Origin of the sequence: Paucibacter sp. B51 (assembly GCF_027863535.1) — a bacterium.
GTDB classification, from domain to species: domain Bacteria; phylum Pseudomonadota; class Gammaproteobacteria; order Burkholderiales; family Burkholderiaceae_C; genus Paucibacter_A; species Paucibacter_A aquatilis.
Genome location: NZ_JAPIVN010000001.1, coordinates 1,057,999 through 1,082,383 on the forward strand (window position 1 = coordinate 1,057,999; position 24,385 = coordinate 1,082,383).

Below are 24,385 nucleotides of genomic sequence, written 5' to 3' on the forward strand. Positions count from 1 at the left end.
AGGCATCATCGGGATCCGGTTTCGATGCGGAGCTCATGACAGGGCGTGCAGCGCTAGGGCCGGTCGAACATGTCCGGCAGGTCTTGCTCGGTCCTGTCGCGCAGCTTTCCGGTGGCTGGATCTTTCAGGCGCTTGTCCCAGCTGGGCACACCGCTGGTTGGCACCGTCTCCTTGTTGCACTCGGCGCCATAGCAAGGGAAGGTGCAGCTGAAGTGGGCGGCCTGAAGACTGTCCACGCTGTAGTTCCGGCACTCGGCTCGCTTGGCGTTGTCCGCCACGGCCTTGAAAGCGTTAGCCAGACTGATGCAGTCCCGCGTGACATAGCGCGAACCGTCTTGCAAATTTTCCACGAAGTTGGCCGCAAACGGCCGGTCCTGAGGACAGCCCGACCGCGCCGCGTGCGCGCGCTCGCAGATGAACTTAGGCCCTTGGCACAAGTGCACCTTGGGCGAGCCGGCCAGCACGCACACGCTGTTGTCCGATGACTTGAGTTCCCAGCCAGGCCGGCAAGTCGGGATGCATTGGCCGTTGCTGGCCACGCCGTTGGAACAACTGGGAGCGGTTGGTGTGCTGGCCGCTGCTGCTGCGACATGAACCGGAGCTGGACTGCAGGTTGCCGGCGGCCCAGCCAGGTAGATCTGTCCAGTCGCACAGTCCGATTGCGAGCGCGGCACCGCTGGAGCGGCCTGGTCGGGCACACAGGCTTGCACCCACTTGTTGTTCGCCGTCGGTCTGCTGGCCAGATGCATCCCGGGCGTGCAGCTGGCTTGCGCCGCACCACCGGCAGCGCTGCTGGCCCCGGCCATCGCCTGGGCCTGGATGCGCCCCATCGCGCCGGCGTCGCCGCGGCAACTGGACGGCAAGTACTTCGGCTCCAGGCCTGCATCAATCCCGACATAACGCTGCGCATCAACGCAATGCCAGTCCAAACTGCTGCGCAGCTCCAGGGCCAGCGCCTTCTTCACACCCATCCCGGGCAGCTGCATTTCAGCCAGGATGTAGCCCAGCACGCCAGAGCCGGGCTTGCCGGCGGTCCAGCTCAGACCCGTCATCATGTGCCCCGCCTGACCACTGGCCGAAGCCAGCAGATCGGCTGGTGGATTGCCGCCGCCGGCCAGCGCCAGTTCAACCGGCACACGTGCGGCGTCTGCGAATACAAGCCCTTCCGAGACGCGTGCCCGGGTGACGTAGTCGCGGTACGCCGGGTAGGCAATGGCCACCAGCACCCCGACGACCGCCAGCACCAGCATGACCTCGACCAGCGAGAAGCCTTTTGTATGGGCCCTTTGGGCCATCTTCGATTGTCTCGTCATTGCGGTCCTCCTTTGAGCAAATGGCTCAGTGCCTGAGCCAGGCTTTGCGCGTTCAGTTCGCTGGCGTCCAAGACCGAGGCATGGAACTGCTGCAGCGTAGTTCGCAAGTCATCATCGCCCTGCCTAGCGATGAACAGCGCTGGAAGCCCTGACCATGCAAGCTTGGCACGGAGTCGTTGCAACCAGGCGCTAGGCTTGTCATCCAGCGATGCGGTGTCAATCACCAGAGCTATCACATTGCCATGGCGTGCCATGTGATCGGCCGCAGCGTTCTCGTCGGCCACCCGGACCAGATCGAAGGCCATGGATCCACGCAATTGCTCCGCTAGGTGGATGTCAGCGGAAAGCATCAGGATCGTCAGGCGCGCCTCGCCCAATTGATCTTGGCGCAGCCCCAGGCTTAAGCTGCCCAACACCTTGCTGTGCATCGCGGCCAGATCGGTCCAGAACTTCATGCTCAGCACTCGCTGCACCTCCGACGGCGTGGTTTCACCGGAAACGATCCAGTCCTTGGCGCTGGCAGCTATCGAGCGATGGCAGTCCTTGAGCAGTTCCGCAGACTGAGAGAAGTCGCTACGTCCGGCTCTGACCGCTTGGCGTAGCGCAGGCGTCATCTCCAGGTGCTCGATCACCGGCAACTGTCCGCGATACCCGCTGAACTCGCACTGGGGGCATCCGACCGGCCGATAGGCGGGCAGCTCGCCGGTGATACGCTGGAAATCTGCCTCGTCGCCGGTAAGCGGCAGTTGCACTGCGCAGCGGCACGCAAAACAGAGCCTACGCACCAGACGTTGCGACACCACGCCGACCAGGGCGTCGGCAACGGTTCCCGGATCGAGGCCCAGGTCCTGCAGGCGCGGCAGCGTGCCCAAGGCATCGTTGGTGTGCAGCGTCGACAGGACCAGATGGCCCGTCAAGGCAGCCTGCCCTGCAACCCGCGCGGTCTCGGCGTCGCGGATTTCACCGACCAATACGATGTCCGGATCCTGGCGCAAGACCGAGCGCAGGGTTTCCGCAAAACTCAGGCCCTGCTTGTCGTTCACCTGGATCTGTGAAATGCCGGGCAAGACATACTCCACCGGGTTCTCGATGGTCATGATGTTCACCTCGACACAATTGAGCTCGGACAGCAGCGCGTACAGCGTCGAAGTCTTGCCCGAGCCCGTCGGCCCCGTCAGCAGCACAATGCCCGAGCTATGGGCGGCGAAACGCCGCAAAGTCAGCTGATCAGCGCTGGAGAAATGCCCCTGCTGCAACGAGAAGTTGCGCCCCTGGTCGAGCAATCGGCAGACGATACGGTCACCGTCATAGGCGGGCAGGATGGAAAGGCGGACGTCGATCTCGCGCTGGCCCGACCTTAGGCGCAGGCGTCCGTCCTGCGGCTTGAGCGGCGTGTTCTCCAGCCCTGCGTTGGCCTTCAGGAAACGCGACAGCGCCTCGAGCGTGTGCATGGGCACGGTTGCGATCCGGCGCAGCAGCCCGTCGACTCGAAAGCGGATCGCGCCGCCGCCGACAAATGGGTGGATGTGGACATCAGACGCGCGCCGATCCAGCGCGGCCTGGAAAATCGCCCGGAACAGACGTGGCGTACTGCTGCCCTCATGGTGCGCATCGCCAGCTTGCAGATCGATGAACTTCGGTCGGTCCGCGACACCGGCCGCGCCATCGGCGAACAGACGGGTCAAACCCGTGTCAATGTCGTCAGGTGGGAGCACGACGAATCGAACCGGGCGGCCCGCAGCGAAGGCCAGCTGCCGGCTCAACTCCTGAATCGGCTGGGGATCCGAGAGTGCTACGCACATCGTCGTCGCGTCCTGCCACAACGGCAGCAGCCCAGTCTGCCTGCACATGCGCTCGGACAGTGCGGAGCCATCGCCCGGCCGAAACAGGGACATGCTGCCGACTTCCAGCCCCGCCGTTTGAGCCACGCCACTGGCCAGCTCCGCTGCGCTGAGATGAAAGAGCGCTGCCACTTGCGCCCAGGCCTCACCGAGGTCCTTGGCAATCTCGACGGCTGGCACCGCCGCCCCGGGGCGCAGATGGCGGGCGGCCGCCAGTAGCCATGCATGGTTGGTTGGCACGTAAAAGACTCCCCTGTCGAGAACGGAATACGAAGGGACTCCCCACCTTCAGGCAACGGCGTCAAAGCGCCAAGCTTGGTGGTGTTGGTCATCAATCTGCAGCCATTTCGAAAGGGGAGTTCCATGGATAAGAATACCCAAGTTCCAGCGGTGCGCGTAGGCGTGGATCTCTCTAAGCAAGTCATTCAGGGGCACATCGTTGACGGCGGTGGCCGCGTGCTAACGAACCGGGCGCTGGCCCGCGGCAAGTTCCTGGCTTGGTATGCGGTGTTGCAGGCCGGCTGCATGGTGGTGATGGAGTTCAGCTCCAGCGCACATCACTGGGCGCGGGCCCTGCGCGCGATGGGGCTGGATGCTCGCATCATCTCGGCTCACCTGGCCGCCCCTATCGCGCCGAGGGCCACTGCGGCAAGAACGACGCCAACGACGCTGCGGCCAGCAGCACAGCGTGCGACGCATGCGCAAGGTGATGCAGGTGCCTGCGCTTTGTGCAGACCTTCCTTAGTGACTTAACCGTGAGAGGCCAAAGCGCCCTTAAACCAAAACACGCCAGCAGACAGCAGCGTCAGGTGTTCGCGGCACTGCTTCCCTCCGACGACTCGTCAGCCCTGAAGGCTGCTCACCAAGTGAGCCAAACGGGAAGCATTTGGTGACTCGATTGGCAGCACATGCCTATATCTCGACGGCAGTCAGCTTGTTTGACGACCTAGTAGCAGCGACATTTTAGATTTCGCCTCCAGTTCCAATTGTTCAACGAATACGGCAGTGAATCGCCCCGGGATGTTGACTTGCAATAGGTTGTTCCCGGCAAGCCGGGAAGCTGGAGGCCTGTAGCCTAAGGCTGAGTGTGGCCGACGGCCGTTGAAGTAGTTCAAGAAGCTCGGCAGCAGCTCGGTACGTTCCTGACTGCTGCCGTAGCTTCGGACGTAAGCCCATTCGCGCAGGCCGGTCTGGATGAACCGCTCGGCCTTGCCGTTGGTCTGCGGCCGATATGGGTTATGCGGAGGGCGTCACTCACGACTACGTACGTCACGGCACGACAACGCTGTTTGCGGCGTTGAACGTGGCCAACGGTGAGGTCATATCTCGGGTGCGTCCGCACCATCGGCACCAAGAGTTTCTGGATTTTCTGCGCCAAATCGACAAGGAGACCCCGGCCGAATTGGATCTGCATCTTGTCTGTGACAACTACATCACCCACAAACATGCGAAGGTCAATGCCTGGCTGGCCAGACACCCGCGGTTCCACCTGCACTTCACCCCGACCTACAGTTCGTGGATCAATCAGGTGGAACGCTGGTTCGCGTTGATCACGGAGCGCGCAATTCGTCGAAATTCGTTCTCCAGCGTCCGTGAACTCAAGCAGCAGATCGACCTGTTCGTGAAACAGCACAACGCCGACACCGCGCTGTTCAAATGGACGGCAACTGCCGATTCAATCCTGAAAAAGGTCGAACGAATCGCAGAACGTATTTATGCGACAGGACACTAGGCCCTCCATGCATTCGACTATCGCAACTAAGCGGCCACCTGGGTGCACATGTTGCTCAGAGCTGGTCGCCTTTCAGCGCAGGTGGAGGAGTGCGAGGCCTTCTTCGAGCTAGCTAAAGATGCGGGACAGCCGCTTTTGGTCCAGGCTGCGGGACCTTAGGTGGTCGCCACGGGAGCAGCCTTTGTGGTTCAGCTTGGAGCGTGCCTTGGCGGCTCCTTGCCAGCTTTGCTGGCGGTGACATTGGTCGAGGGCAAGGTTCAAGTGCGCGAGCCTCCGTGTGTTTGGGGAGGTCGCTTCAGTTCGCCTCTTTGACCATGTCGCCCGGTGAACGCATTCGCTGGTGTCCTGCACGGTAGCCCGGTTGCGGCCAGCAAGCGTGTGAACAGGAACAGGGTGGCGACAGACGCTACAGTTTTGACGGACAGAGCTTCGTCGAGGCGCACTTAGACCTCAAGTCGCTGCATACGGCTCCTTGAGCCGCTCGCCCTCATCAATGCTCAGCCTTCGACCCAGCGCAGGGAATGCACGCTGAGCACATCCCTGTCGTTCGCACAGCTTGCAACCGGGTCCAATCGGCGTTGCACTTTCCGGTGTCGTCAAATCCAAGCCTTTTGCATACACGAGCTGAGATGCATGGCGAATGTCGCAACCGAGGCCAATGGCGAAACTTCGTGCGGGTGAGCCGTATCCACCAGTCTGACGAGTCTCTGAGCGCGCAATCCAAAGATAGTTGCGCCCGTCCGGCATGCTGGCCACTTGAGTCAGAACCTTGCCAGGTTGGGCGAATGCCTCGTAGACATTCCAGAGCGGACACGTGCCGCCACTGCGCGAAAAATGGAAATCAGTGGCCGACTGCCGTTTGGAAATGTTGCCGGCACGGTCGACCCGAACAAAGAAGAACGGGATGCCTCGCGCTTGCGGGCGCTGCAAGGTCGATAGACGGTGGCAGACGGTCTCGAAGCTGACACCGAACTGCTGGGCCAAAAGGTCGATGTCATAGCGTGCCAGCTGAGCGGCAGCAAGGAAACGACCGTAAGGCAATACCAAGGCTCCGGCAAAGTAGCTGGCCAATCCGATCCGAGCCAATGCCTTGGCTTCGACGCTGGTGAAATTGCCTGTGTCTGCGGTCGTGCCGATCAAATCGTCCGCTTCGAGATAGGCAAGTTGCGTTGCCAACTGGAAGCCGCGCTGACCAGGTGTCGCGGAGTCCGTCACTTGAAGCCGGCGTTGGCCAGGTTCATAGCGCCTCAGCAGGGGCTGATCTGAACCCAAGGTCTGGAGTGTCACTCCGTGCCTGTCCGCCAGATAGCTTTGCAATAGGTCGGGAAGATCGGCGTTAGGCGTGGCTTTCGCGTGCAACTGTTCGTAGTGCGCTTCGGCGCATTCGTCGAGCCCTGCCATGTGATTGTTCTGGGCATAGAAGAAGTCGCGAACCTCTTCGTGCGGTTGCACACCCGGAAACTCTTCACCACCTCGTTCACCCAGGATGGCAGCCAGGTTCATCACCCGCTCCTCGGCACCTTGCGCACGCTGATGAAGGCGGATCAGCAGTTGCGACAGCGCGGGCATCTGCGTAGCAAGCGTGCGCAGTTCGGCATCTGGCACACCGCCCGGGACGGCCGTCTCGGCCACGATCTCTTGCAGTTGCGCAGTCATGCGCGCATCGTCGTCTTCGGAGAAGAACTGCAAATCCACGCCCAACGTTGACTGCAGGCGCAGCAAGACCGGCACGGTCAAAGGCCGTTGGTTGTTCTCCAACTGGTTCAGGTAGCTGGGCGATAGCTCCAGCGCTTGCGCCAGGGCGGCTTGGGTCATAACGCGTTGCTCACGCAGCGTCTTCAGCTTCACGCCGAGAAAAGTTTTTCTCACTTCCGTCGCCTCTTAAAAACTTCGCAAACTTCGCAAATTTGCTCAAGTTTCTTTGCAAATCATGGCCAATTCAGCCATTGATCACAGCATAACCCAATGCGAATATTGCAAACACCAAAGCCTCTGGAGTTCACCATGGAAGGGCACACCGCACGGCTCGCAACACCGGTCAACGATCTGCGTCTGATTAAACCGGCGCTAACTGCGCGGGTTACACATTGCGCCTTGCGATTCGGCTCGCCAGCGAGGGTAGGGGTCGACAAGATTCTCGTACCAGCGGCAGCCGAGTTCGCGCGCGTCTCAGACGCCATGGCCGGTGCCGTTCAGTTTGAGTTGCGGGCAGCAGCACCCATCGGGGCGCGACTGCCCCGGCACCCTGGAGTTTGCCGTGGATGGCATTGCCCATCCAGGCTGAGGTTCGTGTAGCCATTGATGCGCCGCCGGACGTTCAGCTCTTCGAAGAGCGGCGCGCCAGCCTTGTCCCATTGCGGGTCGATGAGCTCAGTCACCCAAGCGGAATGCAGGCTCAGCAGTCATTTCCGCCAATTGAGCGCGCACTTCAGCGCGCCCAGTCCCACTGAATTTGGAATAAACCCATGGCCGAAGCTACGTTTCCCTCTGACTTCAAGCCGAAGAAGTCGGTCGCTCTGTCCGGCGTGTTGGCCGGCAACACTGCCCTGTGCACCGTCGGCCGCACCGGCAACGACTTGCACTATCGCGGTTACGACATCTTGGACATCGCAGAGACATGCGAATTCGAAGAGGTCGCCCACCTGCTAGTGCATGGCAAGCTCCCGAATGCCGCCGAGCTTCGGGCCTACAAAGCAAAGCTCAAGGCCATGCGTGGCCTGCCGGCGAATGTGAAGGAAGCGCTCGAGCAATTGCCTGCCAGCGCCCATCCCATGGATGTGATGCGAACCGGCGTCTCGGCACTTGGCTGTGTCTTGCCTGAGAAGGATGACCACAACCTGCCCGGCGCGCGTGACATCGCCGATCGCCTGTTGGCCTCGCTCGGTTCGATGCTGCTGTACTGGTACCACTGGAGCACGACGGGCAAGCGCATCTCGGTCGAAACTGAAGACGACTCCATCGGCGCGCATTTCCTGCACCTGTTGCATGGCCAGAAGCCTTCCCTCGAATGGGAGCGGGCAATGCACACCTCGCTCAACTTGTACGCTGAGCATGAGTTCAATGCTTCGACCTTCGCCGCCCGCGTGGTCGCCGGTACTGGCAGCGACGTCTACTCAGCCATCACTGGTGCCATCGGTGCGCTGCGCGGTCCCAAGCATGGTGGTGCAAATGAGGTCGCCTTCGAAACGCAAAAACGCTATGACTCGCCTGACGAAGCCGAGGCGGATATCCGTCGCCGTATCGAAGACAAGGAGGTCGTGATTGGCTTCGGCCACCCGGTCTATACGGTCAGCGACCCGCGCAATGTCGTCATCAAGGGTGTCGCCAAGTCGCTTTCCCAATCGGCCGGTTCGACCAAGATGTTCGACATCGCCGAGCGCCTGGAAACAGCCATGTGGGACGTGAAGCGAATGTTCCCCAACCTCGATTGGTTCAGTGCTGTCAGCTATCACATGATGGGGGTGCCGACTGCAATGTTCACGCCGCTGTTCGTTATTTCTCGCACCAGTGGCTGGGCCGCTCACATCATTGAGCAACGCATCGATAACAAGATCATCCGTCCGAGCGCCAATTACATCGGGCCAGAAGACCTTGCCTTTGTCCCCATTCAAGAACGCAAGTAAGCAGTAGCAGCCCGTGAATACCCAGTACCGCAAGAACTTGCCCGGCACCCAGCTCGACTACTTCGATGCGCGCGCCGCTGTCGATGCGATCCAGCCTGGCGCCTATGAAGGGCTGCCCTACACTTTGCGGGTGCATGCCGAGAACTTGGTGCGCCGCTGTGATCCTTTGATGCTCTCCGATTCGCTAAAGCAACTGATCGGGCGCAAGCGCGACCTTGACTTCCCTTGGTTCCCAGCTCGCGTCGTTTGTCATGACATTCTGGGCCAGACGGCCTTGGTAGATCTGGCCGGTCTGCGCGACGCCATTGCTGACCAAGGCGGAGACCCCGCGATGGTCAACCCAGTCGTTCCGACTCAGCTGATCGTTGACCACTCATTGGCCGTGGAGCACGCCGGATTCGACCCTGAGGCCTTCGCCAAGAACCGCGCCATCGAAGACCACCGCAACGAGGATCGATTTCACTTCATTGATTGGACGAAGAAGGCTTTCAAGAACGTGGAGGTGATCCCGCCGGGGAACGGGATCATGCACCAGATCAATCTGGAGCGAATGTCGCCTGTGGTCCATGCCCAGGATGGCGTGGCCTTCCCGGACACGCTGGTCGGTACTGACAGCCATACCCCCCATGTCAATGCGCTGGGCGTCATCGCCATCGGTGTGGGCGGCCTGGAGGCGGAGAGCGTGATGCTAGGTCGCGCTTCCTGGATGCGTCTGCCGGACATCGTCGGCGTGGAACTGAGCGGAAGCCCGCAGCCCGGCATCACCGCGACAGACATCGTGCTGACCCTGACCGAGTTTCTGCGGAAAGAGAAAGTGGTTGGCGCCTACCTTGAGTTCTTTGGCGAAGGCTCAGCACGGCTGACACTGGGCGACCGGGCAACCATCTCCAACATGACGCCTGAATTTGGCGCAAGCGCCACGATGTTCTCTATCGATCGGCATACGTTGGACTACTTGTCCTTGACCGGCCGCGACGCAGAGCAGGTGCGTCTGGTCGAGATCTACGCCAAGCGGGCAGGTCTGTGGTCTGACCTCCTGAATAAGGCCGAGTACGAGCGGACGCTACGTTTCAATCTCTCCAGCGTTGTTCGTACGATGGCGGGTCCTTCCAACCCGCACAAGCGGTTGGCAACTTCGGATCTAGCCGCTCACGGCGTTGCGGCGCCCTGGGAAGACATGCCAGGACAGATTCCTGATGGCGCGGTCATCATTGCTGCGATCACCAGTTGTACGAACACCAGCAACCCGCGCAATGTCGTCGCTGCAGGACTGCTGGCACGCAATGCCAACGTTCGTGGACTTGTGCGGAAGCCCTGGGTCAAGTCCTCGTTTGCGCCAGGCTCGAAAGCAGTGCAGCTCTACCTCGAAGAGGCGGGTCTGCTGCGCGAGTTGGAGAAGCTTGGGTTCGGCATCGTTGCGTTCGCCTGCACGACCTGCAATGGCATGTCTGGCGCATTGGACCCGGTCATTGAGCAAGAGATCGTCGAACGCGATCTGTACGCTACCGCAGTGCTTTCGGGTAATCGCAATTTCGACGGTCGAATCCACCCGCGTGCGAAGCAAGCCTTCCTGGCCTCGCCACCGTTGGTGGTTGCGTACGCCATTGCAGGCACCATTCGTTTCGATATTGAGAAGGATGTGTTGGGCATCGATGCGACGGGACTCGCCGTCACTCTGAAGGATCTCTGGCCCAGTGACGAGGAGATCGATGCTGTGGTCGCACGCAGTCTCAAGCCAGAACAGTTTCACCGGGTATACGAACCGATGTTCAAGATTGGGACCGCCAACGGCGAGAAGGTCAGCCCGCTGTACGACTGGCGACCGAAGAGTACTTACATACGCCGCCCGCCATATTGGGACGGCGCTTTGGCAGGCGAGCGCTCATTGAAGGGGCTTCGCCCGTTGGCCGTGCTGCCTGACAACATCACAACCGATCACATGTCGCCGTCCAATGCCATTGAGCCCGACAGCGCTGCGGGTGAGTACCTTCTGAAGATGGGACTGCCCGCAGAAGACTTCAATTCTTATGCGACGCATCGCGGAGATCACCTGACTGCGATGCGTGCCACCTTCGCCAATCCGCAACTGATCAATGAGATGGCTGTGGTCGATGGGCAGGTCAAGAAGGGATCGCTGGCCCGTGTCGAGCCTGAGGGTCAAGTGGTGCGCATGTGGGAAGCTATCGAGATCTATATGGCGCGTAAGCAGCCCTTGATCATCGTGGCCGGTGCCGACTATGGTCAGGGATCCTCTCGGGACTGGGCCGCCAAAGGCGTGCGACTCACTGGCGTTGAGGTCATCGCAGCCGAAGGATTTGAGCGGATCCACCGCACCAACCTGATCGGCATGGGCGTGCTGCCCCTGGAGTTCAAGGCTGGCATCAATCGAAGGACGCTCAACATCGACGGGACCGAGGTCTTTGACGTCGTGGGCGAAATTCACCCGCGTTCCGACTTGAGCATGGTCATCACCCGAAAGGATGGTGACCGGGTCGAGGTGCCCATGACTTGCCGTCTTGACACGGCCGAGGAGGTCTCGATCTACGAAGCAGGTGGCGTGCTGCAGCGCTTCGCGCAAGACTTCCTGGCCAACACAAGCGCGAAGGCCGTCTGATGAGTATCGTCCCGCAAATCAAAATCGCCGGCACCTATATGCGCGGTGGTACCAGCAAAGGAATGTTTTTCCATTTGGACGATCTGCCTCCGCCTGCTCAAGAGCCCGGCCCTGCGCGAGATGATCTTCTCATGCGTGTGATCGGCAGCCCGGATGCCTACGGCAAGCATATCGATGGGATGGGCGGTGCCACGTCGAGCACCAGCAAAGTGGCGATCATCTCCAAGAGCAAACGGACCGGTCACGATGTGGACTATCTATTTGGCCAAGTCGCCATCGACAAGGCGTTCGTGGACTGGAGCGGTAACTGCGGCAATCTTTCTGCGGCAGTGGGTCCTTTTGCAATCAGCCACGGTCTGGTCGATGCTACGCGAGTGCCGCCGCATGGTGTGGCTGAAGTGCGCATCTGGCAGTCCAATATCGGCAAGACCATCGTTGCATATGTGCCAATTGCTAACGGTGAAGTCCAGGAGACCGGTGACTTTGAGTTGGACGGGGTGACTTTCCCCGCCGCCGAGGTCGCGCTGGCGTTCGTCGATCCAGCCCCCGATTATGGCGATGGCGTCGGCGGCGCTATGTTTCCGACGGGGAATCTGGTCGATGAGCTCGATGTGCCCGGCGTCGGCGTACTTAAGGCCACACTGATCAACGCTGGGATTCCCACCATCTTCGTCAGCGCCGACGCCATTGGTTACACAGGCACTGAAATGCAGGACGCCATCAACGGCGACGCCAAGGCGCTGTCCATGTTCGAGTCCATACGAGCGCATGGTGCCGTCTGCATGGGCTTGATCAATCATATTGACGAAGCGACCTGTCGGCCGCACACACCGAAGGTCGCGTTCGTCGGCAAGCCGGCGGACTACATCGCATCCAGCGGCAAGCCGATCGCAGCATCTGACACTGATCTGCTCGTGCGCGCCATCTCCATGGGGAAACTTCATCACGCCATGATGGGTACGGCAGCGGTGGCCATTGGTGCGGCGGCCGCAGTCCCTGGCACGCTGGTGAATTTGGCAGCAGGCGGGGGCGAGCGCAAAGCCGTGCGCCTTGGGCACCCATCGGGGACGCTACGCGTCGGTGCTGAGGCGCACCAGGTCGAAGGGCGATGGCAGGTCACTGCAGCCTTGATGAGCCGAAGTGCCCGAGTCCTCATGGAGGGCTTCGTCCGAGTACCTGGCGACTGCTTCTGAGAACTTAAGAAAGATACGAACATGTCCACTCGCAAGAACCTCAAGGCCCTGGCTGAAGCCCGCCGCGGCATCCTGGTGCCAGGCGCCTTCAACGCGCTCTCGGCAAAAGTGATCGCCGACGTCGGTTTCGAGGCCCTCTACGTCACCGGCGCTGGCGTGACCAATATGTGGCTCGGTATGCCGGACCAAGGCTTTATGGGTCTGGCTGACATTGCCGATCACACGGCTCGCATCCGTGATGCCGTGGACCTGCCGCTGATCGTCGATGCTGACACTGGATTTGGCAACGCGCTGAACGTCCGCCATACCGTGCGCGTTCTCGAACGCGCCGGCGCGGACTGCATCCAGATCGAAGACCAGGTTGCCCCCAAGCGCTGTGGCCATTTCTCGGGTAAGGATGTCATCTCCACGGAAGAAGCGGTCAGCAAGATCAAAGCGGCTGTCGATGCGCGCCGTGATGCCGACTTGCTCATCATGGCCCGCACCGATGCTGCGGCCACCCATGGCTTCGAAGCGGCTGTCGAACGCGCTCATCGTTTCGCGGAAGCCGGTGCCGACATCCTCTTCGTCGAGGCCGTCACCAACGAGACCGAAGTTCGTGCCTTGCCGCAACGCCTGCATCAGCGCCCGCAACTGATGAACATGGTCATTGGGGGAAGAACGCCGATCTTTGGTGCCGAGGAATTGGCTTCTCTGGGCTATGGCTTCGTGCTGTACGCCAATGCACCCTTGCAGGGCGCAGTGGCGGGGATGCAAAAGGCGCTCACGCTGTTGCGGCAGACTCAGCGTATCGATGAAGACCCGACGGTGGTCGTGTCCTTCGCAGAGCGGCAGCGGCTGGTCAACAAGGCTGAGTGGGATGCCCTGGAGAAGCGCTACACCTGATAGTTTCATTCGGCAGCCCACTGTCGCACATACGTGTTTGGTCCATTCGAATTGCTGGACGTCAGCGATCAGAGGGGGAGCGAACGGGAAAGGAGTTGGTGCAGCCCTCGGTCCATTCCCGGTTCACAGCGGATCGCAGTCATACTCGTCTGACATGTAAAAAGGGATGCTTGACCCTGTAGCTGATGAACACGGCGGGCATAACCGTGATGTTATCGTGACCGTCTAAACAACCCGAGACGGCCGAGATGGAGCCTCGCCCTGAGCTGCACGGTAGAAAGCAACATTACAGTCGGCAGCTTCCAACGAGACTTCATTCCCCGGGCGATGCCCTCTATGCGGTTTGTACATATCGGACTCGAAAGTGGCTGGGCTTGGCCGTCTGGCAGCTTTGGAGCGAATCGACCGGAAGCTCTGGCTCGACCAGATTCTGCTGCGTTCGAAGGGACCGGTCATTCACGGCGCGGCACGGCGGGTCCCAATGCGATTGGCCGCTGGCTCACGGTTCGCTGACGTTCATGGGGGCGCGAACCGCTGACGTGACAGTCGGCTTGATGGAGGTCAACGTGAGTTTGTCTGATCCGCGCGACCGACTCCTGACGCTGGCGCAGCGGTAGTTGGTGCACGGTTGCGACCAGCAGCCCGGTCGATGCAAACAGGCACTCTGGTCAATGCAGGCCGGCTCCCGCAATCGCGCTCGGGCGGCAGAACTGGTGTTTCGCTCGCAGCTTGCGCGCGGTCAAGCGCACAACGAGGTTGTCCAAAAACCCAAATCTCGCACCCACGCGCACCGCACGGCATGACGGAATGTTTGCGAGTTCTTGGATCTGGATTCATGGGTAACTTTGAGTCTTTCGGCCAGTCTCTCGGCCAGTTCTTCAGCGTTTGAATCGGATTGTGCCGCCTGTCGGCCGCGTTATTGCGCCCTCGCTTGTCCGAGCCCCGCGCCCGACAGCTTCTCAATGTTGTGCACCATGCAATACAAGCTCCACTGCGTCCGCACCTTGGCCTGCCCGCGGTGGTTGAGGCGGCTCAGGCGCTTGTTGTGCCGCAGGTTCGCAAACACCGGCTCCACCGTTCCAATGCGTTGACTGTAGAGCTGCCGGCCTCGCGGTGAATCGATCGCCTGGCGCATGCGCTCGCTCGGGTGTTCGGGGTCGGGTGCGCTGGGCAGAAAGCGGCTGACCTGGCGGCCTCGTGCCGGTGGGCTCTTCTCATCAGCCTGACGGGTCTTGATGCATTTGGTGCGCAGCGCGCAGCTGCCGCAGTCCGTCGCCTTGGCCGTGTAGGTCTGATAGGGCTGGCCACTCGCGGTGATATGGAGGCGGCCGCTGCTGCTCAAGACCTGGCCCGCCGGGCACGTGGCGGTGTGGGCTGCGTCGTTGAAGCTGAAGTCCTTGGGTCGGAAGTGCTTGCCTTCCTCGGGCTTCTCGGCCGCTGCCTTCTTGTCGTGAAAGGGTCAGGCTTTGCCTTGTGCTTGGCCTGCTCCGCGAAGCGCTCGTCGCGCTTGCGCATCTGTCCGTCGGCGATCAGCGCTGGGGTGTTGCTGTCATGCAGTTGCTGCACATTGGCTTCGCTGTGATAGCCCGCATCCGCGGTGACCAGGGTACTCTCGTCGCTCCACGGCTTGGCCTGCTCGATCATGGGCGCGAGCATGGCCTGCTCCGAGCCTGAGCCCACCACGTCGGCAGCGATGATGACTTGGTTGGCGCTGTCCACGGCTGCTTGCGCTGCGTAGCCCTGGATCACGCCTTTGTTGGTGGCCATCTTGGCGCTGTCGGGGTCGGTGATGTTGGACTTGAGCTCCTGGCCCTTGGCATTCAGTCGCTTGGGGTTCTGGGCGACGAAGGCCCGGGTGCGTGCGGCCTCCTCGCGCAAGGCTTCCACGCGGGCTTGCCGTTTGGCTTCCAAGGGCTCCTGTGCTCCCGCCTTGTCCTGCGCCTGGTGCAGCGCCAGGATCTTGTCGGCCGCCTTGTCCAGGCGCTCGGCCCGGTGGCGCAGTTCCTCCTGCGTGCCGCTGCGCTCCTTGCTGGCGTTGCTGGGCAGCTTGACGCCGTCGATGGCGAACATCTCGCGGCCGATCAGCCCCTGGGCGTCACAAGTCATCAGCACCTGGGCAAAGAGAGGCTGGATCTGATCGCTCAGCGAGACCACGAACTTGGCAATGTGCGCGTGGCTGGGCTGGCTGTCGCCGCTGATGGCGATGAACTGCACGTTGCGTGAGCAGGCGGCCGCGATGCCACGGCTGGAGATGATGCCCTGGCTGTAGGCCAGCAAGACGATCTTCAGCATCACGCGCGGGTCGTAGGCGCTGGCGCCCGTGATGTCGTTCTTGAAGCGCGCATCCAGGGCGCTCAGATCCAGCTCGTGATCGACCAGGTAGCTCAGCGCAAAGGCAAAACTGCCCGGCACGATCTGTTCCGACAGCACCACGGGCAGCATCAGCGCGTGGCAATCACTGGGCTTGTAGCGCGGCATGGCGGCCTCCTGGACGGGTCTGTGTATTTGATGCGTCAGGGGCTTCGCAGTGAATCGGGACGGACCCGATGGGGTGGTTTTTTTACAGCCTCAACGGCCATGATGAGCGCCTGCCTGTCGGCCAAGCTCACGCGACAATTCAAACTTCAACGAGACAAAAAGCCGCGAGTTCAAACTTCGATGAGACACGGATTCAGTCCTCGATGGGACAAAAATCGCTAAGTACCGGATTTGATGGAAGTCGCAGTTCAACCTTCAGCGCGAACCGACATTGGAAGGACGCTCCTCCAGCGTACTCGTCCGCCTCAAGCTCCATCGCCTGCCTGAGCTTCTGCGCCCGAATCGACTTGGACATGGCAGGCAACTCTTCATATACGCCGCGCTGAGGGCTGATGGCCTGGAGGTAGTGTGGATGACAGCTTGCAATATGCCCGACCTCGTGGTTCGCCAGCACGAAGCACGTGACAAGCGCCAGGTTTTGCGCGGCAACGTAGCGGGTCTCGTCGTGAGGATGCTGAAGCGCTGCCGGGTGGAAGTCGCCACGGCGGATTGCCGCGGCGAACGCCCTCTCAGTAGACTCCTTAGTCGGATCTCCTATATACGGCATCGCCAGCGGGTCGCACATGAAGAAAAACCAGAACTGGTAGATCGCTTGCAGGGCTCCGGAGAAGATCGCGATCAGTTCGTGGTCACCACTTCTCGTGGCCAGCGCATTGAAGCTCTGGTTGTGGATGAAGTCGAGATGGATCAGTCCGCGTTCGCCATAGGCGCGCCATTGATGAGACAGCGCGTGTCGTAGCAACGCGCGGATCTCCGGCAAGCCGGCGGACTCCACTTCGAAATAGGGCGTGCGATCAAAGGGCGGTCCATATTCCTTGAAGGCTTCGGCGAAGATCTGGTCGATACGACCATCTGAGGCATTCATGTTCGAGTTAGCGCCGTTCAGCACGTCACCTGACGCATTGCTTCATACATCGCAGCCGTGTATTCCTTCGGCGCAGATGTTTTGCCGACCCAGAATATTCTTCCCGGTTGATACTTTTCCCACAAGCGCTGACCCTTGATCTGCGTATGAACAGAGTTGTCGGCAGTGAAAACGACCACGAGGGGCATCTGGCGCTGCGCGCGTGCGATCTGCTCAAGCACGTACATGCCGCCGTAGTACCCCGAAGCACCACGTTCTCCTGGAATGTGGATGTCTAGGCTGACCAGATGTGGCTGGAATACTTGCATTTTGTCTATGGCTTCCTTGGTGTTTCCGGCCAACTCGAACTCAAGGTCAAACTCCGGGGAATCGAGGATTCTGGGTATGGCCGCCCGAATGAGTTCATGATCTTCTACAAGGAGGATGCGTCTCTTGATTGGGGAGGCCATGGTCGAGCATTTAATCGGGATCGGCCAAGCGCTCCACTAGGGAATCAATGAAGTCATGAATTGAGCTGAGCGCGGTCTCTAGGAAGATCACGGATCGTGCGTACTCCTGGTTCTCAAGCTTCTCAGCGGCCTTTTCCACATTGGCATTCAGCGTCGCGCCGATCGCGACAAAGTGCGATCGGTCTCCGTCTGCGAGCCACTCTGCACCTTCGATGCCCTCGAAGAAGCGCGCGTGGGCCTTCTTAAACTCCTGAATGGCTCGCGCAACCGTCCTTGCGGTCGACGAGTCAACCGGCGTACTGAGGAGCCGGTACTCGCTCATATAAAGGTCGTTGTACGTGACGATCAGTTCTGCCCAAGTTTGGATCAGCTTCTCGGGCAGGCCGGTGCGAAGCCGCAGCATCTGGTGGCAGACGATCACGTCGCTCACGCTCTTCCATGAGAAGACACCGAAGTACGGCCCTACGGTGAGAACGGCCCGGTCCCGCGGCTCTTCGAAAATCCAGCGGTGAATGTGCATCTTCCTGCCGAGCGTGGCCACGACTTGCTCACGCGGGATGTTCAGGCGTTTGATGCTCTCCTCGGCCTCCGACAGGTCGAGATACATGGGCTCGATCTTCTTCTTCGAGAACAGCGCCACAAACGGCTTGACGCTCGCTCCCACCTTGGCTCGACGGGTCAGCACGCAGTTCAGTTCATCCCCGACGATGAAGTTCGATATAGAGAAAGCCCGCTCGATCGATCCCTTCTCGAGGTAGGTGTCATAAAAGTTGCGCACGAACTTCATGGCTGCGTCGTCGTCAGCCGATCCGCTAGCCGTCACTATGTAGGAGGCGGTATCGACGACCGTTGATACCGCCGCAGACGAATAGCAGGACATCAGCAGGAGCAGTCCGAGGCTCGGCTGGAACTCGCGAAGCAGTTCACCCAAAGACTCCGCCGAGATGAGTTCACCACCTTCTCCGTCATCTCGCTCGACCCAAAAGCCGCGGTCCGACCCGTGCCCAGAGAAATGCACGATCTGATAAGACTTCTGCGCTAGCGCCTTTGCCAGGTCGGAGCGACTCGTCGCCTGCAGGACATCGAACGCGTATCCGGCCTGCCGATGCTTTTCCTGCAGCAGGCTCAAGGCACGATGCTCGCGATCGAGCCTCAGGCGATCGGAGTCTTCCGGATTGCTGAAAAGAACCAGAATCGACGGCATCTGCATCCTCCCTGGGTGTCGCCTGTGATGGCCGATGAGTCCTTGGAACAACCTTAATTGTGGACGCAGGTCTGTGTCCAACTCGGAAGCGCGCTGGAACTCGACGAGCGTCGCGTCATTTGCTGAATCTATTCTCGCAGGCCACGGTGAAGCCGGGGCACCGTTCGAGAGCCGTGAGTAGTTCCGGGGCCAGCGATGCGCGACGTTGGCATTGATGCCGCGTTGCATTGCGACGCTCGCGACCGAGGCCTCCTCCATTTCGCATTCGGCCACGATCGTCGCCGTCTCACCGTCTCACCGTCTTCTCGCTTGTCATCGTGTCCACCTATCGTCAAGTGGATGAGATCCTTGCTGCTCGCCTCTCGCCGACCAAGATGACTTCGCCGGACGCATACAGGGACGATGAGCAACAGATACAGAACGCCGTACTCGCACTCCTGGGTGTCTTCGAGTTCAATACAGGCCGCGCTCGGAAACGATATGACATCGCTGTGATGGAGTCCCTGCAAGTCCAGCGACTGATCTTCAATCCTCGCGGTCATGGGGAGTCTGGGCGACAGACCGACGAGGAGGTCTCCAGGGTCAAGGCATTGGCGGTCGAGCTATTCGGAACAAAGCTGATTCGATAGTTTGCGCCGATGACCGCACTCGGCGGCCGACCTGTCGTTCGTTGCCTCCTTCCGGATAGCGGCTTGTGGCCCATAGCAGACTTCCTTGGCTGGCATATTGAGTGGCGGCAACCGCTGCAGAGCAGTCCTTGGATAAGTGATGACAGCTACAGGCAAAGAGCAGTCGTACATAGGTCCATTCCCCTTCAACCGCAGCTGACCCTCGCAAAGCTCACCCATTGCCAGCCCTACGAAGCGTGGCCTTCGTCTGCCCCCGATGAACCGGCGGCAATGGCTGTTCAAGCTCAGCCGGTGTCAGCCCACGAGCCCGCGCGTTATAGAGCCACAGCACATGCCGCTCAAGCAGGCGCTGGTTCTCGGCCCTGAGCCGGGTCACTTCCGCTTCCCGCCGGGTCAGCCTTTCGGAAAGCGCCTGTTCCGCGGGCGTCAATGTTCTCTTTGGGCCTCGGGCCATGCCAGCCTCAGCGAACCGAATCTTGGACAGCCGGAAAGCCTGGGCAATTCGGTCGTGCTTGCTGAGAGCTTGACGGGTGTAGCCACAGAACAGTCGCTTTTCCACGGCATCTATGAGCCCTTTCCAGCTCAAGATGCCCGACCAGCCATCGAGCATGCCCACGATTAGGTCGACATCTGTGTCGGCAAGATTCCGGCCGCGCTTACGCATTCGGAAGTCTCCACTGCATCTCGGCTCCAGTTGCTCGCAGTGAACGCTCCAGCAATCGCTGTCGGTCCTGCAGGGCCCTTGCGAGCGGCGAGGGCATCTGAGGTGCGCCAATCCAGATCAGTGCGCCAGTGGCGACCGTCGGGTCCTGAACGATCTGCAGCAGATCTCGGATGCGCTGAATCGTCCCTTGGTGATGAGCGACCCATCGGTCCGCGCCGGCCAGCCCACTGTTCACTGCCTGCTCTGCGCGCTTGAGCAAGGACTCGGTTTCCTCAAGGAGCTTCGACAGGCGCTGCTCTTTGGAGGCTTCGCCCTTGCGGCAGAAGTGCTCATCGCAGTTGAGACAGTCCTGGTGCAATTGACAGGGAAGCATCGAGAAATCATGGCCGCAGTAGCCGAAGTCCGTTGTATGCGCCGCGTGAACCCCCAGCTTCGAGAACTGATCGCGAAGAACCATGCCGCGTGAGTCGACCCTCTTTGGAACGAGACTAGGTGGATTCTGCGCGTTAGTCAGCTCGGTCAGCTTGGCCAGCACATCCTTGTTGGACACGTGATCGTAGGCCTTGTTGTCACTGATGCGAGATCGGCCTGACCACACGGCGATCTCCAGCTGCGACATCCCGCCAGTCTGCGCGATGGTGTTTAGGTAGTGCCGGAGCTGATGGGTTCGAACGCTAATTGCAGACCCATCGGCTTCACGAAACTCAAATGCGTCAAACAGCGTTTGACCGCACTCTCCGCGTGAGGAAAGGCGGTTGTAGACGTCTGAGAAACTGACCCATGTAAACATGCATCGGTAGGTCGCCCGATTCGTATGCATCTCGTGCTTGCGGACAATGAAAAGCACATCGGAGTAGCGCAATTTCTGTGCGGCGTACGCAAAAGGAAATCCTCGCGGAAGCATGCCAATGACTGCTCTCTCTATGTCACTGAATCGCGCGTAGGCCTTGCCGCCGCGAAGTTCAGTCGGCACGCCATATGTCTGACACCACACTCGAGCGACCGTTCGGCGTGGCATTCCTTCGAACAGGACCGACGTGAGCTCAGCCATGGTGAGCCAAGTCTGGGTGCGAAGATTCTCTAGTTCCGTTGGCAAGAAGATCCTTGTTGGATTTGACTCGTACCAACTGGCCAGCTCTCGTGCTTGTGCGGAGACCTTTCTTGCTTTGTCGATAGCCTGCCGCACAACATCCGCCATGGACTGCACCACCCACTTTACCTGGGGATCTGCCCCCTTAGAGGGGTACCACCGCAGCCCATAGTACCCATTGGAGCCAAGCCCCTCGTCTGATGTCACCTCGGAATGGATCGATAGGCGAAGAACCTCGTTTACACGTTCCGGCGCCGCGCACATGATTGCTGCCACCGAAGTGACCATGACTTCGGATGGTGTCGAAGCAACCCTGAAGATTGCTGCCAAGGCTGCCAATGCTTCAGGACTGGGCAGACGTGAGATTCGTCGCGCATCAAACTCCGGCCCCACCTTGGCAACGTCCTCGCCTCGACGAATCGGTGACCGCCAGGTCTGTGGCTGGGCAAGTAGCCGGCATTCCGCCATGGTTTTGTAGATCAATTCAAGTTGCACACCGTATTGGTACGCAGAGCTTTTGGCGGTCCTGCTAGCAATTATCTGGGCAGCGCGATTGAAGTGAAGTGGCAAGAGCTGGGTCGAGTCCCCGTTTATGGGCGAATCGCAAAGTGCATCGTGAAGAGCCCGTAGAGCGATCAGGCGGGCTTCCAAGCTTTTGGATGGCCTCAGACCCTGCTGGTAACGCATGTAGGCTTTTGCAAAGCTCTTGAAGGGCTCGATCATGGGGGCGCCTCGCAAGTTGCGGTTCTCGTGCCATTGTGTGAAATGAAGTCTGGTCGAATTCCGCTTTGCTTTCGCTACGAGGTAGTCCGAGACATCCCAAACATCGGCGCCAAAGTTCAGTCCAGCACCAAAGACGGAAGACTGCTTTTCGTTGGCTAGAACAAAGTCGGCCAAGTTCTCTTGGGCTGTGAGATGGGCTCGAGGTGAGAAATGCAGCAGACTAGTCACGGCGAGCCACCCTCAGAAGGTCTTGGCAAATTTGAATAACTTGACTGATTGCCAGGATGGTTCGGTCATGAACTACTGCAACCCGAGGCGCGTTGCGCGCCAGTTGAGCTGTGCGCTGTGCAATGAGTTCGTCGCGTAACTCCTCGTGCGGGCCATCTATCCAAGGCTTGAAATGGCGACAGGTGTAGCAAGCGACCGGCGCGAGAAACCGGCACTCGCCGCCAGTGCACTGACCTACGGCGCGGTCACTTTTATCCTTGCGCATGTCCACGATCTGATGAGGAACCTCAGGGCCCAGCTCCTGCTTTGATGCGGGCGGCAATCCTTGGAACGCGCGAGCCAATGGAGCAAGGGAGTTCGCCACTGCCGCATCGATCCGTTCGACAATTTGCGGTACGTTGGCTACGTAGTACCTGGCACTTGCGGTATTCGTGTGGTCGAGAATCTCAGCGATAACGATCTCGCCATGGCCTTCTTGCGCTGCTCGGGTGCCCACCGTGCGGCGCAGTCTAGAGGGGCTGATGTGCAGCAATTTTCCCGTGCGTTCAGAGTGCGCTCCCAGCATCCTGGCTGTCTTGGTGAGGATTATTGATAACTCATCACCTGTGCGGTGCCACGCGAACTCGTTGTCTTCCGGTGTCGCAAGTGTGGCTCGTGGAAACATTGGAGCTTGGGTCGGATCTTCCATCAGTCCTGAGAATCTCTCTACGACTGTCCTGAGGTAGATCTGGAGTGGTTCTGCGATCTGCCGCACCAGAGGCCTCAACTTCAATGACTCTCTGCCGTGCTTCATCTGCGGCTTCTTGGCGCGAGGCACGCGGATCGTGTATCTAAACGCTCCATCGGCGCGCCGCTCGGCCATCAGGTCGCATACCTTGAGGGCTGCAGTCTGCGAGGGACGCTGCCCAATCGCGCGGGTCAGCCATGACGCAAAGAACGCGTCCTCGCTAATTTTTCCAGATGCAAATGCGATGTTTAAGGCCGTTTGGAAGGCTTCATCCTCTACCGCCGTTAGCGGTCCTCGGAACGGGCACAACGTACGAACCGGCTCTCCTGGTGGTGGTGCCTTGAGTCGGATGGCTTCCAAGAATTCAATTGCATCTCGCGCCACGCTGACGTCATCCAACTCCCGCCACTTCCTTACTAGGATGGCTAGGGAGTGAAAGCGGCTGCCTTGCTTGTCAGCGAGAGTAGCGCGATACGACATCAGGTCATACCCCGTCAACAGACTTAATGGGTTAGAAGACGAGCGCGCTGTCACGCGTAGCAAGTGAATGAAGGAGTGAAACGTGTTTTGCGCAGTTGCAGCTGCCTTGTTGGATAACAGCCAAGACAAGGTCAGCTTCAGCCCGGCCAACAAGCTGGAAGTTATGGACGCTTCCACGAGGGCGAAGTTGAAGTTGACTTGGTTCACACCCTCTCTGATGCTCCACCAGTTGTCATTGAATCGGTAGGGCGTTCCTAGACGGGTAAATCTCAGTTCATCAGGGGGCGCTATTTGCGCCTTGGTTGAAGCATGCATTGGTTGCCTCATTGCGGTTCCCTTTTGAACTTCAAGCCTTCCTGCATCGTCAGCATTGCCTGAGAGGCAGCCTTGCGCACAAAGCGCTTCGTATATGTCGAGGCCGTATTGGAGGTCATGCTCCACCCCATCAGTGTGGAGCGGATGCGCTTCTCAGTCTCTGGGTCGACGGCGAGCCTTTCCATTTGCAGACTGAATCTGTCGTTCCATGTATGCCGGAGTACGTGAGGCGTCAGCTCTGCCGGCAAGGCTGGATCGGACCTGCGCATTTCAGCGAAAACCTTGCTCAGTCCCGCAATCGAAAGTGGTGCGCCTGAGCCACCGGAGACGAACAGAAAACCGTGGCGTCCGCTGCCTCTCTGGCGCATGCGCTCGCCCATCACGTAGTCATGGGTGGCTGCTGCGAGGTCGTCTGACAAGGGCAGTATGCGTGCCTTGGTCTTTGTCAGCGGCTGAGCCGGACGAGGATCGCTCGGGTCGTCAGCTCGCCGTGCAATCAGGACCTGGTTTCTCTGAAAGTCGATGTCGTTGACCCGAACTCCCAGCAACTCGCCCCGGCGGATGCCCAGTTCAATGAGCCAGCTGAGAATAAGGCGATTCCTCTGTTCGGCGTGGGCTCGGTGCCAGAGTCGAACTTCGGGCGATCCGGTACTGGCCATGATTACGCGTTTGAACGCAACTTCATCCAGCCCTTGGCGCTCATCGATGTCACTACGAACGCCAACACTTGGCGCCCGCGCATGCATTGCCTTGCATGCCTTGTCTATGCGATCTCGGAGCTCCAGGTAGCGTGTCCCCTGAGGCTCGAGACGCAGCAGGTAGCAATGCCCCATCCATCTGAGGTATGCAAGCATGTAGTGCAGGCGCGTGGCAGCTGCGGTGCGACTTATGCTCCGTACGGGGTCTGCTGCACCGGGATCAGCAGCGAGTGCTGCCTCGCGGACGACGAGATCCACCTCATGCAATTGGAGGAATTCTCCCTGCATCAGGCGCAATTCCAGAACGATGTTCTGCTGAGCGAGGGTTTGAAGTAGCACCTTGATTGCCTGTGCTGCATGCCGGATCGTGGCTGTAGAGAGGCCCCGGGCTCGTAGTTCGGTCAAGGTGTACAGGAGGGGCGCGTCGAGCGGCTGGCCTGCCGCATCGCAGAGAAGGGGCAGTCGTTCACCGCTCGCCATGACGAGCAGCCGAATTTGAAAAGGCATGAGTCTTCCCCGGCCCAGCCGAAGCGAGGTGGGCCTGAGTGGCATGCCGTCGTCCTATCACCGGAGT

Annotated in this window: 18 protein-coding genes and 3 pseudogenes; 8 read left to right on the plus strand and 13 right to left on the minus strand. The window is 60.0% G+C overall.

Features of this window, described 5'->3' with window-relative positions:
• Nucleotides 1-53 precede the first annotated feature (53 nt).
• Both OOB33_RS04525 and OOB33_RS04530 read right to left on the minus strand, forming a co-directional pair.
• Nucleotides 54-1,313: a pilin gene (locus OOB33_RS04525; protein ID WP_442952988.1), complete on the minus strand. Its 1,260-nt coding sequence runs from the start codon at nt 1,311-1,313 to the stop codon at nt 54-56.
• Nucleotides 1,310-3,394, minus strand: a complete 2,085-nt coding sequence (locus OOB33_RS04530) for a GspE/PulE family protein (protein WP_271007828.1) — start codon at nt 3,392-3,394, stop codon at nt 1,310-1,312. The genes OOB33_RS04525 and OOB33_RS04530 overlap by 4 nt, the downstream gene beginning before the upstream one ends.
• Nucleotides 3,395-3,517: 123 nt before the next feature.
• Between OOB33_RS04530 and OOB33_RS04535 the strand changes: the two are divergent.
• Nucleotides 3,518-3,861 (plus strand): annotated as a pseudogene (locus OOB33_RS04535) (IS110 family transposase); the annotation flags it as partial.
• 315 nt (nt 3,862-4,176) lie between these two features.
• On the opposite strand, the pseudogene OOB33_RS04540 reads toward OOB33_RS04535, so the two are convergent.
• Nucleotides 4,177-4,389, minus strand: a pseudogene (locus OOB33_RS04540) (integrase core domain-containing protein); the annotation flags it as partial.
• Here OOB33_RS04540 and OOB33_RS04545 point away from each other — a divergent pair.
• Nucleotides 4,389-4,886 (plus strand): annotated as a pseudogene (locus tag OOB33_RS04545) (IS630 family transposase); the annotation flags it as partial. The pseudogenes OOB33_RS04540 and OOB33_RS04545 sit on opposite strands and share 1 nt — an antisense overlap.
• Nucleotides 4,887-5,336: 450 nt before the next feature.
• Here the strand turns inward: OOB33_RS04545 and OOB33_RS04550 are convergent.
• The gene (locus tag OOB33_RS04550) at nt 5,337-6,755 is read right to left on the minus strand and encodes a short-chain fatty acyl-CoA regulator family protein (protein WP_271007829.1); all 1,419 of its coding nucleotides are present in this window, start codon (nt 6,753-6,755) and stop codon (nt 5,337-5,339) included.
• A gap of 392 nt (nt 6,756-7,147) precedes the next feature.
• On the opposite strand from OOB33_RS04550, the gene OOB33_RS04555 reads away from it, so the two are divergent.
• Genes OOB33_RS04555 through OOB33_RS04575 form a run of 5 tightly spaced genes read left to right on the plus strand, consistent with a single transcriptional unit; the run spans nt 7,148 to nt 13,201 of the window.
• Nucleotides 7,148-7,336: a hypothetical protein gene (locus OOB33_RS04555; protein ID WP_271007830.1), complete on the plus strand. Its 189-nt coding sequence runs from the start codon at nt 7,148-7,150 to the stop codon at nt 7,334-7,336.
• Nucleotides 7,337-7,351: 15 nt separating this feature from the next.
• On the plus strand, nt 7,352-8,509 hold the full coding sequence (gene prpC / locus OOB33_RS04560) for a bifunctional 2-methylcitrate synthase/citrate synthase (protein WP_271007831.1): 1,158 nt from the start codon (nt 7,352-7,354) through the stop codon (nt 8,507-8,509).
• 13 nt (nt 8,510-8,522) lie between these two features.
• Complete coding sequence (gene acnD, locus OOB33_RS04565; protein WP_271007832.1) at nt 8,523-11,123, plus strand: Fe/S-dependent 2-methylisocitrate dehydratase AcnD; 2,601 nt, start codon at nt 8,523-8,525, stop codon at nt 11,121-11,123.
• A complete protein-coding gene (gene prpF, locus OOB33_RS04570; protein WP_271007833.1) occupies nt 11,123-12,316 on the plus strand; it encodes a 2-methylaconitate cis-trans isomerase PrpF in 1,194 nt (397 codons plus the stop codon). Before acnD ends, prpF begins: the two co-directional genes overlap by 1 nt.
• Before the next feature lie 21 nt (nt 12,317-12,337).
• Nucleotides 12,338-13,201 (plus strand): isocitrate lyase/PEP mutase family protein, encoded by an 864-nt coding sequence (locus OOB33_RS04575; RefSeq protein ID WP_271007834.1) that lies wholly within the window; start codon nt 12,338-12,340, stop codon nt 13,199-13,201.
• Between the two features lie 916 nt (nt 13,202-14,117).
• On the opposite strand, the gene OOB33_RS04580 is transcribed toward OOB33_RS04575, so the two are convergent.
• From OOB33_RS04580 to OOB33_RS04600, 5 genes are all read right to left on the minus strand, one after another.
• Complete coding sequence (locus tag OOB33_RS04580) at nt 14,118-14,543, minus strand: transposase (RefSeq protein ID WP_271007835.1); 426 nt, start codon at nt 14,541-14,543, stop codon at nt 14,118-14,120.
• A complete protein-coding gene (locus OOB33_RS04585) occupies nt 14,540-15,679 on the minus strand; it encodes a transposase (protein ID WP_271007836.1) in 1,140 nt (379 codons plus the stop codon). Before OOB33_RS04585 ends, OOB33_RS04580 begins: the two co-directional genes overlap by 4 nt.
• A 193-nt stretch (nt 15,680-15,872) precedes the next feature.
• Complete coding sequence (locus tag OOB33_RS04590; protein ID WP_271007837.1) at nt 15,873-16,604, minus strand: hypothetical protein; 732 nt, start codon at nt 16,602-16,604, stop codon at nt 15,873-15,875.
• A 17-nt stretch (nt 16,605-16,621) separates the two neighbouring features.
• Nucleotides 16,622-17,053, minus strand: coding sequence for a response regulator (locus tag OOB33_RS04595; RefSeq protein ID WP_271007838.1), 432 nt, complete (start codon nt 17,051-17,053; stop codon nt 16,622-16,624).
• A gap of 10 nt (nt 17,054-17,063) precedes the next feature.
• Nucleotides 17,064-18,257, minus strand: coding sequence for a CHAT domain-containing protein (locus OOB33_RS04600; RefSeq protein ID WP_271007839.1), 1,194 nt, complete (start codon nt 18,255-18,257; stop codon nt 17,064-17,066).
• A gap of 374 nt (nt 18,258-18,631) precedes the next feature.
• On the opposite strand from OOB33_RS04600, the gene OOB33_RS24505 reads away from it, so the two are divergent.
• Nucleotides 18,632-18,886: a DUF6429 family protein gene (locus OOB33_RS24505; protein WP_442953035.1), complete on the plus strand. Its 255-nt coding sequence runs from the start codon at nt 18,632-18,634 to the stop codon at nt 18,884-18,886.
• A 211-nt stretch (nt 18,887-19,097) separates the two neighbouring features.
• Here the strand turns inward: OOB33_RS24505 and OOB33_RS04605 are convergent, their stop codons facing one another.
• The 4 genes from OOB33_RS04605 to OOB33_RS04620 are packed head-to-tail and all read right to left on the minus strand — an operon-like array spanning nt 19,098 to nt 24,318.
• A complete protein-coding gene (locus OOB33_RS04605) occupies nt 19,098-19,550 on the minus strand; it encodes a hypothetical protein (RefSeq protein WP_271007840.1) in 453 nt (150 codons plus the stop codon).
• Entirely contained in the window at nt 19,543-21,591 is a 2,049-nt protein-coding gene (locus tag OOB33_RS04610; RefSeq protein ID WP_271007841.1) for an integrase, read from the minus strand. Before OOB33_RS04610 ends, OOB33_RS04605 begins: the two co-directional genes overlap by 8 nt.
• Complete coding sequence (locus OOB33_RS04615; RefSeq protein ID WP_271007842.1) at nt 21,584-23,113, minus strand: site-specific integrase; 1,530 nt, start codon at nt 23,111-23,113, stop codon at nt 21,584-21,586. Before OOB33_RS04615 ends, OOB33_RS04610 begins: the two co-directional genes overlap by 8 nt.
• 8 nt (nt 23,114-23,121) lie before the next feature.
• Nucleotides 23,122-24,318 (minus strand): tyrosine-type recombinase/integrase, encoded by a 1,197-nt coding sequence (locus OOB33_RS04620; RefSeq protein WP_271007843.1) that lies wholly within the window; start codon nt 24,316-24,318, stop codon nt 23,122-23,124.
• Nucleotides 24,319-24,385 lie beyond the last annotated feature (67 nt).